At 57.7% G+C, this 14,651-nt stretch carries 14 protein-coding genes; 4 read left to right on the forward strand and 10 right to left on the reverse strand.

Annotation, left to right across the window (positions count from 1 at the left end; translation table 11 throughout):
* Nucleotides 1-22 precede the first annotated feature (22 nt).
* Nucleotides 23-784, forward strand: coding sequence for a phosphate signaling complex protein PhoU (phoU, locus tag ACP7BO_RS20325; RefSeq protein ID WP_060696292.1), 762 nt, complete (start codon nucleotides 23-25; stop codon nucleotides 782-784).
* A 164-nt stretch (nucleotides 785-948) separates the two neighbouring features.
* The gene (locus tag ACP7BO_RS20330; protein ID WP_426212345.1) at nucleotides 949-1,827 is read left to right on the forward strand and encodes a response regulator; all 879 of its coding nucleotides are present in this window, start codon (nucleotides 949-951) and stop codon (nucleotides 1,825-1,827) included.
* An 87-nt stretch (nucleotides 1,828-1,914) separates the two neighbouring features.
* Here ACP7BO_RS20330 and ACP7BO_RS20335 read toward each other — a convergent pair whose 3' ends face one another.
* The 10 genes from ACP7BO_RS20335 to gcvA all read right to left on the reverse strand — a co-directional run bounded on the left by ACP7BO_RS20335 (nucleotide 1,915) and on the right by gcvA (nucleotide 11,747).
* On the reverse strand, nucleotides 1,915-3,873 hold the full coding sequence (locus tag ACP7BO_RS20335; protein WP_397455262.1) for a DUF4105 domain-containing protein: 1,959 nt from the start codon (nucleotides 3,871-3,873) through the stop codon (nucleotides 1,915-1,917).
* Nucleotides 3,870-4,190, reverse strand: coding sequence for a DUF2388 domain-containing protein (locus tag ACP7BO_RS20340; protein ID WP_397455261.1), 321 nt, complete (start codon nucleotides 4,188-4,190; stop codon nucleotides 3,870-3,872). The genes ACP7BO_RS20335 and ACP7BO_RS20340 overlap by 4 nt, the downstream gene beginning before the upstream one ends.
* 26 nt (nucleotides 4,191-4,216) lie before the next feature.
* Nucleotides 4,217-4,510 (reverse strand): DUF2388 domain-containing protein, encoded by a 294-nt coding sequence (locus ACP7BO_RS20345; RefSeq protein WP_073509866.1) that lies wholly within the window; start codon nucleotides 4,508-4,510, stop codon nucleotides 4,217-4,219.
* Between the two features lie 191 nt (nucleotides 4,511-4,701).
* A complete protein-coding gene (locus ACP7BO_RS20350) occupies nucleotides 4,702-5,019 on the reverse strand; it encodes a DUF2388 domain-containing protein (RefSeq protein WP_073509865.1) in 318 nt (105 codons plus the stop codon).
* 301 nt (nucleotides 5,020-5,320) lie between these two features.
* Entirely contained in the window at nucleotides 5,321-5,536 is a 216-nt protein-coding gene (locus tag ACP7BO_RS20355; RefSeq protein WP_060696280.1) for a DUF1127 domain-containing protein, read from the reverse strand.
* Between the two features lie 318 nt (nucleotides 5,537-5,854).
* Nucleotides 5,855-7,345, reverse strand: coding sequence for an acetyl-CoA hydrolase/transferase family protein (locus ACP7BO_RS20360; RefSeq protein WP_060696279.1), 1,491 nt, complete (start codon nucleotides 7,343-7,345; stop codon nucleotides 5,855-5,857).
* Between the two features lie 180 nt (nucleotides 7,346-7,525).
* Complete coding sequence (locus tag ACP7BO_RS20365) at nucleotides 7,526-8,962, reverse strand: NAD(P)(+) transhydrogenase (Re/Si-specific) subunit beta (RefSeq protein WP_426212350.1); 1,437 nt, start codon at nucleotides 8,960-8,962, stop codon at nucleotides 7,526-7,528.
* Nucleotides 8,959-9,282: an NAD(P) transhydrogenase subunit alpha gene (locus tag ACP7BO_RS20370; RefSeq protein WP_003438157.1), complete on the reverse strand. Its 324-nt coding sequence runs from the start codon at nucleotides 9,280-9,282 to the stop codon at nucleotides 8,959-8,961. The genes ACP7BO_RS20365 and ACP7BO_RS20370 overlap by 4 nt, the downstream gene beginning before the upstream one ends.
* 11 nt (nucleotides 9,283-9,293) lie before the next feature.
* A complete protein-coding gene (locus ACP7BO_RS20375; protein ID WP_397455259.1) occupies nucleotides 9,294-10,415 on the reverse strand; it encodes a Re/Si-specific NAD(P)(+) transhydrogenase subunit alpha in 1,122 nt (373 codons plus the stop codon).
* Nucleotides 10,416-10,850: 435 nt separating this feature from the next.
* On the reverse strand, nucleotides 10,851-11,747 hold the full coding sequence (gene gcvA, locus ACP7BO_RS20380) for a transcriptional regulator GcvA (RefSeq protein ID WP_426212352.1): 897 nt from the start codon (nucleotides 11,745-11,747) through the stop codon (nucleotides 10,851-10,853).
* Nucleotides 11,748-11,904: 157 nt separating this feature from the next.
* Between gcvA and ACP7BO_RS20385 the strand changes: the two genes are divergently transcribed.
* Nucleotides 11,905-13,086: an acyl-CoA dehydrogenase gene (locus tag ACP7BO_RS20385; protein WP_003438163.1), complete on the forward strand. Its 1,182-nt coding sequence runs from the start codon at nucleotides 11,905-11,907 to the stop codon at nucleotides 13,084-13,086.
* 14 nt (nucleotides 13,087-13,100) lie between these two features.
* Nucleotides 13,101-14,321 (forward strand): CaiB/BaiF CoA transferase family protein, encoded by a 1,221-nt coding sequence (locus ACP7BO_RS20390; RefSeq protein WP_397455257.1) that lies wholly within the window; start codon nucleotides 13,101-13,103, stop codon nucleotides 14,319-14,321.
* Nucleotides 14,322-14,651 lie beyond the last annotated feature (330 nt).

Below are 14,651 nucleotides of genomic sequence, written 5' to 3' on the forward strand. Positions count from 1 at the left end.
CACAGCTTCTGCGGAGCAAAACATGATTTCAAAGGATGGCCTCACCCATCACATTTCCGCGCAGTTCAATGCGGAACTCGAAGACGTACGCAGTCACTTGCTGGCGATGGGCGGCCTGGTCGAGAAACAGGTCAATGATGCCGTCACGGCGTTGATCGAGGCCGACTCGGGCCTGGCGCAGCAGGTGCGCGAGATTGACGATCAGATCAATCAGATGGAGCGCAATATCGACGAAGAGTGCCTGCGCATTCTGGCCCGTCGTCAGCCGGCCGCATCTGATCTGCGCTTGATCATCAGTATCTCCAAGTCAGTGATCGACCTGGAACGCATCGGTGACGAAGCGACCAAGATCGCTCGCCGTGCCATTCAGCTGTGCGAAGAAGGCGAGGCACCGCGTGGTTATGTCGAGGTGCGGCATATTGGCGATCAGGTGCGCAACATGGTGCGCGATGCGCTGGACGCGTTTGCCCGCTTCGATGCTGACCTTGCACTGTCGGTCGCCCAGTACGACAAAATCATCGACCGCGAGTACAAGACCGCACTGCGTGAATTGGCCACTTACATGATGGAAGACCCGCGTTCGATCTCGCGAGTGCTGAGCATCATCTGGGTCCTGCGTTCGCTGGAGCGTATTGGCGATCACGCGCGCAATATCTCCGAGCTGGTGATTTATCTGGTGCGCGGCACCGACGTGCGGCACATGGGCCTCAAGCGTATGCGCGAAGAAGTTGAAGGCATCGGCGCTGATAACGCTAATGTTGTGCAGTCGCCTGACGATAAATAAGATTGCCCGAGATAAAAAAACGCCCGGCCAAGAGCCGGGCGTTTTGCTTTTCGGCATTCATATTCCAGGCGCTTTGCCAACGATAATGCCGCCGGGATAGCCCTCGATCGTGGCGCATGGCCATTATTGCGCGCATGATTGTCAGGATCTTAAAGGAGCAGCTGATGAGCAAGGCCCGTGTGCTGGTGGTGGATGACGCGTCGTTTATTCGCGATCTGGTTAAAAACTGCCTGCGTAACTATTTTCCGGGCATCAGGATCGAAGACGCCGTCAACGGCCGAAAAGCCCAGGCCTTGTTGACCCGCGAGACTTTCGATCTGGTGCTGTGCGACTGGGAAATGCCGGAGATGTCCGGTCTGGAGCTGCTGACCTGGTGCCGCGAACAGGACCACCTGAGAACACTGCCGTTCATCATGGTCACCAGCCGGGGTGACAAGGAGAACGTGATCCAGGCGATTCAGGCCGGGGTGTCAGACTTCGTCAGCAAGCCCTTCACCAACGAGCAATTGCTGTCCAAGGTGAAGAAGGCTTTTGCCAGGGCAGGTTTGCTGGATGCCGCGATGAGCAGTACGCCGGCCCGGTTGGGCAGCGCCCTGGGCAATGATTCGCTGAATGCATTGACCGGTGGCAAGGCCCAGGTGGTCTCGCCGGCTCCCGTAGCGCGTCCGGTGGCGGCGGCACCAAAGCCTGCGGTTCAGACCCCGACAGGCCGGGGTCAAGGGCAACTGCGCCTGGCCAGCGGTACACAGGCGTGCGTGATCAAGGCGCTGAGCCTTAAGGAGGCGCTGCTGGTGGTGCGACGCGGTGAAGTGCTGCCACAGGTATTGGCCAGCGCAGTGCTGGACCTGGAGCAGGGCGAGAACGCCGAGGTTGCGCGTCTGAACGGGTATCTGCATGCCATCGTGGCTTACGAGCCCAGGCCAGACAGTGACTGGTTGCAACTGACATTCCGCTTTGTCGATCAGGATGCCCAAAAGATGAACTACCTCTCGCGCCTGATCGCCCACGGCACCGCTCAGAAGCACTTTGTGCCGGGTGCGTAAGATGCATGCCTGGCAAATCCTGTAGGAGCGAGCTTGCTCGCGAGCTCTTCAGCGTGGCTGAAAACAGCTCGCTCCTACAGGGGGGAATCAGGGCAGTTGCAACCCGCCCGACGCTTTATGAATAGCCCGCAAGTGCTCGCCAATCTGTTTGACGTTGGCTTCGGTGGCCGCAATTTCTGCGGCCCGGGCAGGTTCAAGCAGCTTGCGTACTTCCTGGTCCAGGTCAGTGGTCAGGCGCAGTAGTTGCTGCTGGCGCTGGCTGCTTTCGGATTCGAGCATTTCCCACTCCCTGGCTTGCGGCAGGCCATAACCACTGCTGCCGAGCAATTCGGCCGGACGGCTGAGGAAGCCGCTGCTGGCGAGAATTTCCTGCAGCGTTTTATTGGCTTTATCCATGCCGCCATCCTTTAGCCCGCGTGCGCCCAGGTACTTTTGCTTGACCTCGTCCTGGGCCAGCAGCAGTTGCCGACGAAAGCTGGCTTGCTCAAGCAATAGCAGTGCTGCACTTGAGCGCAGATCAGCCTGTTCGATCCAGGGTCGGCGTTCGTCGGCGTTCAGGGCCAGCCAGTCTTCGACTGTGGTCTGTTTGATCGGCATACGGCTTTTGAGCACGTCGAACATCGCCTGATAGCGGTCGCGGTAGGAGTCAAACCGGTAGCCCAGGCGCAGGGCCTCTTTCGGATCATCCAGCACGCTGGTGTCGGCCAGCCCGCGCGCCTTGAGCACTTCAAGCAGGCCATTGGGCACGATGCTGTCCAGGCCCTTGAGCTGGCTATTGTCGCTACCGCTGCGCAGCAGTTTCAGGGTTTCCACCGCGCAGTTGTTGGAGATGAAGTAATAGTTGCCGTCGTAGCTCCAGTGCATCTCGGCTGCGTGCTCAACCACTTCTTCGATTTCAGGGCGGCTCAACTTGAGCGGCACCGAGGCCAGGCTGCGCAGTTCGGTCTTGGTGTATTCGTCGATGACCTGGGCCAGTGGCAATACAAACAGCCGTGACGGGTAGGCCCCTGTCAGGCCGTCCCAGCTTGAAAGCTGTACGTCATTGACGAATGCCCGGTAGGACAGGACCAGGTGTTCTTGCAGGTCGAGCCGGCAGTCGGGACCGCGCGGGCGGCCGGGGGCGCAGATCACCAGGCGCAGCATGCTGTGGCCCCAGCGGCTGGCCCACTCCTGGTTGGCTTCGGCCAGCAGGTAGTCGACGGCGTAGACCCGCTCGGGGTCGACGGTGCCCAGGGGTTGTTTGGCAAAGTCGTTGCCGGCATTGAGGAAGGCGAAGCCTTTGGGGCATTCGTCCGTGGCCGTGGGGGCCCAGCCGAAATGTTCCTTGTAGTAGCGATAGAGCGCAGGGCGACGGCAGGCGTAGGCCGGGTCCAGGAGGAAGTACTCCATGTTGACCGCCACGAACTCTTTGGGGTTGGTGACTTCGTAAAGGTCCGGGCTGCGTACGATCTGGTGGTTGTCTTGTTCGCGTTCGCCACGGCGCCCGACATATTGCTGCCAGCCAGCCAGGTCGAGCAGTCGCGGGTCATCACTGAGGGTAAAGCGGCGTTCGGTCTGACCGCGGCATTGATCGGGCAGACCAATGATCCCGGAGCTGCTGCTTTGCCGGGTGCAGCGCTGGATCAGGCTGCGCTCTGCGGCGGGCCAGAGGCGGGCGCGGTCGTAGATGTGCGTCAGTTCGTGCAACACGGTCGCGAGCATTTCCCGGCGCACGGTGCCGTGGGGGCGGTTGGTCTGTTGGGTCGCTGCCGAGCCATCGGTCAGCGCGGTCAGCAGATTGCGATTGAGGTCCAGTTCTGACACCAGCGACGCCTGGCCGTAGGCGTTGCTTGGCATGTTATCGGTCCAGCCCACCAGTATCTGCCGATCCAGTTGCTCGATAAAACGCGGTGGCAAGCTCTGCATGGCTTCGTCCAGCAGAGCCTGGCTGGCCTGCTGTTCGGCCGGGCTCAGGCCTTCGGTCTTGAGTTGCAGATGCAAGGCGGCCTGGGCGCTGCTGGCAAGCAGCAGGCCACAAACGGCGAGCCAGCGCGTTAGCCGGCTCACAGTGCGAGGATGGCTTCGGCAAGGACCTGGTCGCTGGCATTGCGTGCTTCGGGTACACGGTCGCGCAGGGTGTTGAAGGCAGACTCAAGCTGCGCACCGCGGATGTCACCCTGACTGGCAACGAAGGTAGCTGCGTCGTCATGTGCCTCGCGCACAACTTTGGAGTCGCGGATTGAGGTGGTGGTGTCCGACGTGAAGTCGATGGTTCGGCCAAAAGCGCGGACGATGATGTTACTGGTCTGTACAACGGTCTGAGCCTGCGCCACATCGGCGAGCAGCAACAGACCCAGGGTGGCGACAATTAAAGGGCTACGCATGAAATATCTCCAGAAGACACGGGTGTTTATTGGACGAGAATTGCCTCTGCCAGTTCAAGGTCACTGACACTCAATTCTGGCTGATGGTGGCGCAGATAGCGCAAGGCAGATTCCAGCTGCGCGCCTCGCAGTTGGCCGTCACTGGCAATAAAGACGCCAGCATCATCCTGGGCGGCACGTATAAGTTTGTGATCAAAAGGCGCGGACGTCACTTTACTGGTGACGTAGCCACTGAGCACCACATTCTGCGTGGTCAGGTCAAAGGCATGGGCGGTGTGTGTCCAGCAGAGTACAAGCAGAGCTAAAGAGGAAAAACGCATGGGTCTCGAGGCTGTTTGAATGAGGCTCAAGGCTAGCGTAATGGCCGGGGTAGAGCCAGCGGGAGGCGGGGGTTTGTAGTCGCTGGCGAAGGCTGCGGTAAGGACCGCAGGGCCTTGGTTCTTTATTCAAGGCAGGGCGCGCTGTGCAATCTATCGCAGCGTGAGGCAGCGACTACAAGGTTTCTGCTGGCTTAGATGGTCAGGATGGCCTGAGCCAGTTGGGCATCGGTGGCTTGCAACTGAGGTGCTTGCTGGCGGATGGCTTCGAATGCGCTTTCGAGTTTTACGCCACGGATGGTTCCTTCGCTGGCAACAAAGCTGGCAGCGTCGTCACGGGCGGCACGAACGATTTTATTGTCGCGGAATGAGCCGGTGGCATCGGACGTCAGGTCAGACGTGGCTTTGAGGGCGTTTACCAGAGCATCTGTGGTGACGATAAAGCTGGAGGCATTGGCGCTTGCAGCAAGGGTCAGCAAGGCGGTGGCGCTAAGCAGGCGAAGAGTGGACATGGTGATACTCCAGAACATGAGCTTATTAAAATAGACGTTTATGGCTCGAATAGTAGGCGCAGGCGTGTGCAGAGCAAAGGTCGTTTTACTTATTTGAGCAAGCCAAGTGCTCTGGATCAGGCAATAGAGCAACTGTACTGGTATAAATTGTGGTTTTATCAAATTGTACCTGTTGGCATCGTCGTGCTCTAAACCAGGTGCCGGAAACGACAAAACCCGTCAGCGGTGACCCGCGACGGGTTTTGGTTTTTCAATTCTGGGTGCTGGCAGTGGACCGGTGGTCAGGGCCAGCGAGCGCTCATTAGCGCCAGAACGGCTTGCTCAGCTCTTCGTAACGCTGTGCTTCGCTAATCCCGGCATCAGCCAGAAGACGCGAGTCCAGGCGAGCCAGTTGATGGCGGCTGGAGATACGGCGCTGCCACAACATCAGGTTGGCAAGTACGCGCAAAGGCATGGAAGCCTGGGTGTTTACAGTGTTGCTTTCGCTGAACAGATCGGAACTGAGTGTACGTTCCATGACGGCATCCTTCCGCTTGTGGCGGCATTGGCTAGTGGTTTAACTGATGCCAATGATCCTCTTCCATGTCTAGATGCAGTAGATACAGTTCAACTGTATTGCGATGGGCCAGTTAACTGTTTATGGGGGCTGTACGGCCAGAAAAGAGCACAACTGTACCTGTCTGCACTGTAGTGGTGCGAAATTGGCGTTTTCGGCACAGAGAAGGCTGGGAGTGAGGGGTAATTGACCGGTACAGTAGTACAGTTTTATGAAATTCATGCCTAAAAAAGCCGCCGGAAAAACTGTGTGTTTGTCAGCGGCTGTCTAGAACGGGTGTTACGGCAGCATTTTCCCGGTTTCTTCCAGGTTGATATGCCAGCTCAGGGCTTCACGCAGGATATGCGGTGTGTGGCCGCCAATTGCGCAGGCCTTGGTGAAGTAGTCATTCAGCGCTTCACGGAAGTCAGGGTGTACGCAGTTGTCGATGATGACGCGAGCACGCTCGCGCGGGGCCAGGCCGCGCAGGTCAGCCAGACCCTGTTCGGTGACCAGGATGTCGACGTCGTGCTCGGTATGGTCGACGTGGCTGACCATTGGCACAACGCTGGAGATCGCACCGGCTTTGGCAATCGATTTGGTAACGAAGATTGCCAGGTGTGCGTTGCGCGCGAAGTCGCCCGAACCGCCGATGCCGTTCATCATCCGCGTGCCGCAAACGTGGGTGGAGTTGACGTTGCCGTAGATGTCGAACTCAAGCGCGGTATTGATCCCGATGATGCCCAGGCGGCGGACTATTTCCGGGTGGTTGGAGATTTCCTGCGGGCGCAGTACCAGTTTGTCCTTGTAACGCTCAAGGTTGCCAAACACGTCCGCATTGCGACGGCTGGACAGGGTGATTGAGCTGCCCGAAGCAAAGCTCATCTTGCCGGCGTCAATCAGGTCGAAGGTCGAGTCCTGCAGTACTTCGGAGTACATGGTCAGGTTTTCGAACGGTGAGTCGATCAGGCCGCACATTACCGCATTGGCGATGTTGCCGATGCCTGCTTGCAGCGGACCAAGGTTGTTGGACATGCGGCCTTCTGCAACTTCCTGCTTGAGGAAGTTGATCAGGTGGAAGGCGATACCGTCGGTTTCGCTGTCCGGTTCGGACACCGTGGACGGTGAGTCCGGCTTGTTGGTGATCACGATGGCGACGATTTTTTCCGGCGGTATCGGGATCGCGGTGCTGCCGATGCGGTCGTCGACTTTCACCAGCGGAATCGGTGTGCGTGTCGGGCGGTAGGTCGGAATATAGATGTCGTGCAGACCTTCCAGATTCGGGTTGTGCGCCATGTTGATTTCGACGATCACCTGTTTGGCGAAAATCGCAAAGCTGGCGGAGTTGCCGACGGAGGTCGTTGGAACAATATGGCCTTGCTCGGTAATCGCGACGGCCTCGATAACGGCGATGTCCGGCAGGGGCAGTTGCTTGTTGCGCAGTTGCTCGACGGTCTCGGACAAATGCTGGTCGATGAACATCACTTCGCCGGCGTTAATGGCCTTGCGCAGGGTGCTGTCGACCTGGAACGGCATGCGCCGGGCCAGTACGCCTGCTTCGGTCAATTGCTTGTCGAGGTCGTTGCCCAGACTGGCCCCGGTCATCAGGGTGATTTTCAACGGCGACAGCTTGGCGCGTTCGGCCAATGCTTGAGGGACGGCCTTGGCTTCGCCGGCACGGGTAAAACCGCTCATGCCGACGGTCATGCCGTCTTTGATAAGGGCGGCGGCTTCTGCGGCGCTCATGACCTTATCGTGTAGGGAATTTAGGCGAATACGTTCACGGTACATGGATTGTTATCTCGGGCAACGGAAGCAAGAGGCGCAGTCTATTCATTTTCAGAGCCTTGCGTCCCGCTACCATGGTCGAATGCCAGCGGCCGATTTAGAGCCTTTGGTCGGGTTCTTTATAAATAGAAAAACCCCGGCCAATTCAGCGCCGGGGTTCTCGGTGTTGCAGTGGCGGGGATGTTACTCGACCGCTTTAACCATATCTTCAATAACTTTCTTCGCGTCGCCGAAGACCATCATTGTTTTATCCAGATAAAACAACTCGTTATCCAGACCGGCATAGCCGCTGGCCATGGAGCGTTTGTTGACGATGACGGTTTTGGCTTTATAGGCTTCGAGGATCGGCATGCCTGCAATCGGCGATTTTGGATCGTTCTTGGCTGCCGGGTTGACCACGTCGTTGGCGCCCAGTACCAGCACCACGTCGGCCTGGCCGAACTCGGAGTTGATGTCTTCCATCTCGAACACCTGGTCGTAAGGCACTTCTGCCTCGGCCAGCAGTACGTTCATATGGCCGGGCATGCGACCCGCCACCGGGTGAATGGCGTACTTCACGGTTACGCCGCGATGGGTCAGCTTCTCGGTCAGCTCTTTAAGTGCATGCTGAGCCCGTGCCACGGCCAGGCCATAACCCGGGACGATGATCACGGTGTCAGCATTCATCAGCAGGAACGTGGCGTCGTCAGCCGAACCGGACTTCACCGGGCGCGCTTCTTTCGAGCCCGCCGGACCTGCCGTATCCACTGCGCCACCGAAGCCGCCAAGGATCACGTTGAAGAACGAGCGGTTCATCGCCTTGCACATGATGTACGACAGGATCGCACCCGAAGAACCTACCAGCGAGCCGGCAATGATCAGCATCGAGTTGTTCAGCGAGAAGCCGATGCCGGCAGCCGCCCAGCCGGAGTAGCTGTTAAGCATCGAGACCACGACCGGCATGTCGGCGCCGCCAATCGGGATGATGATCAGCACGCCCAGCACGAATGACAGAGCCAGCATCAATGCAAACGCATTGAGGTTGCCGGTCAGCATAAAGGTGATGCCCAGTGCCAGCGTGGCCAGGCCCAGTACCAAGTTCAGTTTGTGTTGGCCGCTGAACTGCACCGGTGCGCCCTGGAACAGGCGGAACTTGTATTTGCCCGAGAGCTTGCCGAAGGCGATGACCGAGCCGGAGAAGGTGATTGCACCAATGGCCGCGCCCAGGAACAGTTCCAGACGGTTACCGGCAGGGATGGCGTCGCCCAGATGTTTGACGATGCCCAGCGATTGCGGCTCTACCACGGCAGCGATGGCAATAAATACGGCTGCGAGGCCGATCATGCTGTGCATGAAGGCGACCAGTTCAGGCATTTTGGTCATTTCGACCCGCTTGGCCATGATCGAGCCAGCTGTACCGCCGACCAGCAGGCCGACAATCACATAGCCGATGCCGGCGGTCGCAATCTCTGCGCCCAATTTGTAGATCAGGCCGACGGTGGTAATGACCGCCAGACCCATGCCCAGCATGCCGAAGAAGTTGCCGCGACGTGAAGTGGTTGGATGCGACAGGCCTTTAAGTGCCTGAATGAAACAAATAGATGCAACCAGATAAAGAACAGTAACCAGGTTCATGCTCATGGCTTGCGCACCTCTTCTTTGGCTTTAGGTGCTTTTTTCTTGAACATTTCCAGCATGCGCCGGGTGACCAAAAATCCACCGAATACGTTTACGGCTGCCAGTGCGACCGCCAGGGTGCCCATGGTTTTACCCAGTGGCGTGACAGTCAGCGCGGCGGCAAGCATGGCGCCCACGATCACAATGGCGGAGATGGCGTTGGTTACGGCCATCAGCGGGGTGTGCAGTGCCGGGGTTACGTTCCAGACCACGTGATAACCGACATAAATAGCCAGCACGAAGATGATCAGGTTGTAGATACCGGGGGAGATGAGCTCTTCCATTGTTTTTATCCTCAGCCGTTTTTGCGCACAACTTGACCGTCGCGGCACATCAGGCACGCGGCGACGATGTCGTCTTCAAGGTTGATCTGGAACTGTCCTTCAGGGGTGAAGACCAGCTTGAGGAAGTCCAGCAGGTTGCGGGCATAGAGCGCGGAGGCGTCTGCGGCAACCATGGCAGGCAGGTTGGTGTAGCCGACGATGGTCACCCCGTGCTCGACCACGACCTGATCGGCGACGGTCAGCGGGCAGTTGCCACCCTGGGCCGCGGCAAGATCGATAACCACCGAGCCGGGCTTCATCTGCGCGACGGTTTCTGCACTCAGCAACACAGGTGCCTTGCGGCCCGGAATCAATGCAGTGGTGATGACAATGTCGGCCTGCTTGGCGCGTTCGTGAACGGCCAGTGCCTGGCGCTGCATCCAGCTGGCAGGCATTGGTCGGGCGTAGCCGCCGACGCCGACGGCGCATTCGCGTTCTTCGTCGGTTTCGTAGGGTACGTCAACAAATTTGGCGCCCAGGGATTCGATCTGCTCTTTAACGGCAGGGCGCACATCCGACGCTTCGATGACGGCACCCAGGCGCTTGGCGGTAGCAATCGCCTGCAAACCCGCCACACCGGCACCCAGGATCAGTACGCGGGCGGCTTTCACAGTCCCTGCGGCAGTCATGAGCATCGGCATAAAGCGCGGATAGTGGTGAGCAGCGACCAGGACGGCTTTATAACCGGCAATGTTGGCTTGGGATGACAGCACATCAAGACTTTGCGCACGGGATGTACGCGGGGCGGCTTCAAGGGAGAAAGCGGTGATCCCGCGCTCGGCCAGTTTGGCAATGGTTTCATTGCTGAACGGGTTGAGCATGCCAATCAGTACGGTGCCGCTACTGATCAGGGCCAGTTCGCTGTCGCTGGGGGCGACGACTTTCAGAATCAGCTCGGCGCTGAATGCATCTGTGGCGCTGCCAATAGTCGCACCTGCAGCTTCATAGGCACTGTCGATAACGCTGGCATTAACACCCGCGCCAGTTTGGACAGTCACCTTATGGCCTTGGCCGATCAGCTTCTTGATGGTTTCCGGGGTTGCAGCAACCCGCGTTTCACCCGTTTGGGTTTCGAGAGGAACACCAATGTGCACGTCATATCTCCTGCGTGATCTTTTATAAGAAAGCCAGCGCACTACGGATGGTGCATCTGGGGCGGCCGATCAGCACGACCTCACCTGAATGCAGGTGGGGCGGGGCATTCTGCCGTCGATTTTTTGGGCCTTCAAGAACTTCTGGAGGGTGACGAGATTTTAACTACAAGTCATGCAGTGACCGAATGTCGCAAGGGTCGGCTACAGCCCTTTAAATACATGGCTTGTAATGATTTGAGGTGTTTTTTGAGTATTTTTCAGATTTCTTTTGGTTATCGGTGCATAACTTTCGGAAATACCCTGCAGGCCGCGTGGTTACTGCCTTCAGCATTGTCCAGTTAGACAAAAGTAACGGATGCAAAATAGCGACATTTGCTTATATATGTAGTGCCTTTTTAGGTGTCGCTACATAGTTTGTCCGGACGATGCGTGGCGTCAGGACTGGCTGTAAGTAGCGGCCTGCTTGATCAGCCAGTCGCGGAAGGCTTGCAGGGAGGCGGATTCAATTTTGCGCTCCGGGATCATCAGGTAGTAAGCCTTGGTGCTGGAGAGTGGTCGCTCATTGGCAATCACCAGGCGCTTTTCGGCCAACTCGCGTTGAATCAGAAAAGGCGGAATCAGGGCGACCCCCATGTCGTGCATGGCGGCCTGGGCCAGCATCGAGAACAGCTCGTAGCGTGCGCCGGTCATGTCGCGGGGTACATTTATGTCCTCTGCGTTAAACCACTGCCGCCAGGCGTAGGGGCGGGTGGTTTGCTGCAGCAGTGGGAGTTCTGCGAGGGTTTGTGCACTCAGCTGCAGGTCTTTGCCCAGTAATGACGGGCTGCACACCGGAACCGGGTTTTCGCCCATCAGGCGGAATGACGATGTGCCGGACCAGTCGGCATCTCCGAAGTAGATGGCGGCATCAAAGTCGGTGTCGGCGAACAGAAAGGGGCGTGTGCGGTTGGTCAGGTTGACCGTGACGTCCGGGTGTTGTTGCTGGAAGTCCTTCAGGCGGGGCAACAGCCATTGGGTGCCGAAGGTCGGTACGATGGCCAGTTCAATGGTATTGGCCCCTTGTTGGCCCATGACGGATAGCGTGTCCCGTTCTACTGCGTCCAGTTGGGTTGCAACCCTCCGACTATAGGAAAGGCCCGCTTCGGTCAGCTTTACCCCGCGTCTGGAGCGTCTGAACAGCTCCACGCCGATGAAGTCTTCGAGGCTGGCGATCTGTCGGCAAATGGCCCCTTGAGTGAGGGATAGTTCCTGTGCGGCCTTGGTGAAGCTTTCGTGGCGCGCCGCTGCCTCAAAGCTGATCAGGGCTGTGGTGCTGGGGATTTTGCGGCGCATGTACAGCTTCCTCACTAAAGACGGTCGAAAACGGCTTTTTTATTAGTTACAGAGTGAGAAATTATCACAACAGGGTGCGTAATCCTCGTTTGTCCTTCTATTAAGGGCGGCCTAGGATCGGGCCACGACGTTTGATCTATTTCACGAGGGTTCTCTGATGGCGGGTAAAGCAAGCTTCAACTGGATTGATCCACTGTTGCTGGATCAGCAACTCACTGAAGAGGAGCGCATGGTGCGCGACAGCGCTGAGCAATTTGCTCAGGACAAGCTGGCGCCGCGTGTGCTTGAGGCTTTCCGTAATGAGAAGACCGACCCGGCGATCTTTCGTGAGATGGGTGAAACGGGGTTGCTGGGGGCGATGATTCCTGAGCAGTACGGCGGCAGTGGGCTGAACTATGTCAGCTACGGTCTGATTGCCCGTGAAGTAGAGCGGGTCGACTCGGGTTATCGCTCAATGATGAGTGTGCAGTCGTCTCTGGTGATGGTTCCGATCAATGAGTTTGGTACTGAGGCGCAGAAGCAAAAGTATCTGCCCAAGCTGGCTTCGGGCGAATGGATTGGCTGCTTTGGTCTGACAGAGCCGAACCATGGTTCCGACCCGGGGGCGATGATTACTCGTGCTCGCTCGGTGGATGGCGGCTACAGCCTGACGGGCAGCAAGATGTGGATCACCAACAGCCCGATCGCCGATGTGTTTGTGGTGTGGGCCAAGGATGATGAGGGCGATATCCGTGGCTTTGTTCTGGAAAAAGGCTGGAAGGGTCTGAGCACGCCTGCGATTCACGGCAAGGTTGGTTTGCGTGCATCGATAACGGGCGAAATCGTCATGGATAACGTATTCGTGCCTCAAGAGAATATTTTTCCGGATGTTCGCGGTCTGAAGGGGCCTTTTACGTGCCTCAACTCGGCGCGTTACGGCATTTCATGGGGGGCGTTGGGTGCCGCTGAGTTCTGCTGGCACACCGCGCGTCAGTACACACTGGATCGCCATCAGTTTGGGCGGCCTTTGGCTGCGACTCAGTTGATTCAGAAAAAACTGGCTGACATGCAGACCGAGATTACGTTGGCGTTGCAAGGTTGCCTGCGTCTGGGGCGGATGAAGGACGAAGGCACTGCGGCGGTCGAGATCACATCGATCATGAAGCGCAACTCGTGCGGCAAGTCGCTGGATATCGCGCGGATGGCGCGCGACATGTTGGGCGGCAACGGTATCTCTGATGAGTTCGGGGTGGCGCGTCACCTGGTCAACCTGGAAGTAGTGAACACCTATGAGGGGACGCATGACGTGCATGCCTTGATTCTTGGGCGTGCTCAGACCGGTCTTCAGGCGTTCTATTAACAGGAGCTCGGCTCATGGGTGCTTTATCGCATTTGCGGGTGTTGGATTTGTCGCGGGTTCTCGCCGGGCCGTGGGCGGGGCAGATACTTGCTGACCTGGGAGCCGAGGTGATCAAGGTCGAGCGCCCCGGCAATGGTGATGACACGCGCGCCTGGGGGCCGCCCTTCCTTAAGGATGCGTACGGGGAAAGCACCGGGGAGGCTGCTTACTACCTGTCGGCGAACCGCAACAAGCAGTCGGTCACAATTGATTTCACCAAGCCTGAAGGTCAGCGGCTGGTGCGTGAACTGGCTGCGAAGTCCGACATCCTCATCGAGAATTTCAAAGTTGGTGGTTTGGAGGCCTACGGGCTGGACTATGCGTCGCTCAAGGCTTTGAATCCCCGGTTGATCTACTGCTCGATCACCGGGTTCGGTCAGACCGGGCCATACGCCAAGCGGGCCGGTTATGACTTTATGATTCAGGGCTTGGGTGGCCTGATGAGTTTGACTGGGCGGCCAGAGGGTGATGAGGGGGCGGGTCCGGTAAAAGTCGGTGTGGCGCTGACAGATATATTGACGGGTCTTTACTCGACTGTGGCGATCCTTGCGGCACTGGCTCATCGTCAGGAGGGCGGCGCAGGGCAGCATATTGATATGGCGCTGCTGGATGTGCAGGTGGCTTGTCTGGCGAATCAGGCGATGAATTATCTGACTACAGGCGTCTCTCCGCAGCGCCTTGGGAATGCTCATCCGAATATCGTGCCTTATCAGGATTTTCCTACGGCTGATGGCGACTTCATCCTTACGGTGGGTAACGACAATCAGTTTCGAAAATTTGCGGAAGTGGCTGGTCGGCCTGAGTGGGGTGATGATCCGCGCTTTGTGAGTAATAAGCAGCGGGTGGCCAATCGTGCAGTATTGGTGCCGCTTATAAGGCAGGCAACAGTCTTCAAGACTACGGCTGAGTGGGTGTCGCAATTGGAGGCGGTTGGTGTGCCGTGTGGGCCAATCAATGATTTGGCGCAGGTGTTTGCAGACCCGCAGGTCCAGGCGCGAGGGCTTGCGATGCAGTTGCCGCATGCGTTGGCGGGGCTTGTGCCGCAGGTAGCGAGTCCGATCCGGTTGTCCGGGACGCCGGTTGAGTACCGCAATGCACCTCCTTTGTTGGGAGAGCATACGCAAGAGATTCTGGAGCGTGTGCTGGGGCTCGATAGTGTGGCGGTGAAAGCACTGCGTGAGGCGGGCGTGTTGTAGCTATATATAGAGGGGTGCGTCAGCACCCCTCTATATATGCGTTTCGAGTATGTTTTTTGGCTAATTGATAGAGTCACTCAATTAGCTCTTGACTCAAAATTCTAACGGCCTATAATTCGCCCACTTCCGGCGCAGTCGAAACGGAAAACTCCTTGAGTTTCAATGAGTTGGATGGTTATTCGGCAGTGTCAGCTTCAAGTCATCGAAGCAGGAAATGAGGTGTTGACAGCAGCGTGTAACGCTGTAGAATTCGCCTCCCGCTAACGAGAGATCGAAAGCGCAAGTGGTTGATGTTACAAAGGAAACTTTGAAAACATCCTAAAATAACCG

The organism is Pseudomonas sp. TWR2-1-1, from assembly GCF_049897045.1.
Classification (GTDB): Bacteria; Pseudomonadota; Gammaproteobacteria; order Pseudomonadales; family Pseudomonadaceae; genus Aquipseudomonas; species Aquipseudomonas versuta.

Bases quoted from the DNA above. Each gene is read 5' to 3' on its own strand.
- phoU (WP_060696292.1), top strand. From the start codon at position 23: ATGATTTCAAAGGATGGCCTCACCCATCACATTTCCGCGCAGTTCAAT.
- ACP7BO_RS20330 (WP_426212345.1), top strand. From the start codon at position 949: ATGAGCAAGGCCCGTGTGCTGGTGGTGGATGACGCGTCGTTTATTCGC.
- ACP7BO_RS20340 (WP_397455261.1), bottom strand. From the start codon at position 4,190: ATGCGTAGCCCTTTAATTGTCGCCACCCTGGGTCTGTTGCTGCTCGCC.
- ACP7BO_RS20345 (WP_073509866.1), bottom strand. From the start codon at position 4,510: ATGCGTTTTTCCTCTTTAGCTCTGCTTGTACTCTGCTGGACACACACC.
- ACP7BO_RS20350 (WP_073509865.1), bottom strand. From the start codon at position 5,019: ATGTCCACTCTTCGCCTGCTTAGCGCCACCGCCTTGCTGACCCTTGCT.
- ACP7BO_RS20355 (WP_060696280.1), bottom strand. From the start codon at position 5,536: ATGGAACGTACACTCAGTTCCGATCTGTTCAGCGAAAGCAACACTGTA.
- ACP7BO_RS20360 (WP_060696279.1), bottom strand. From the start codon at position 7,345: ATGTACCGTGAACGTATTCGCCTAAATTCCCTACACGATAAGGTCATG.
- ACP7BO_RS20365 (WP_426212350.1), bottom strand. From the start codon at position 8,962: ATGAGCATGAACCTGGTTACTGTTCTTTATCTGGTTGCATCTATTTGT.
- ACP7BO_RS20370 (WP_003438157.1), bottom strand. From the start codon at position 9,282: ATGGAAGAGCTCATCTCCCCCGGTATCTACAACCTGATCATCTTCGTG.
- gcvA (WP_426212352.1), bottom strand. From the start codon at position 11,747: ATGCGCCGCAAAATCCCCAGCACCACAGCCCTGATCAGCTTTGAGGCA.
- ACP7BO_RS20385 (WP_003438163.1), top strand. From the start codon at position 11,905: ATGGCGGGTAAAGCAAGCTTCAACTGGATTGATCCACTGTTGCTGGAT.
- ACP7BO_RS20390 (WP_397455257.1), top strand. From the start codon at position 13,101: ATGGGTGCTTTATCGCATTTGCGGGTGTTGGATTTGTCGCGGGTTCTC.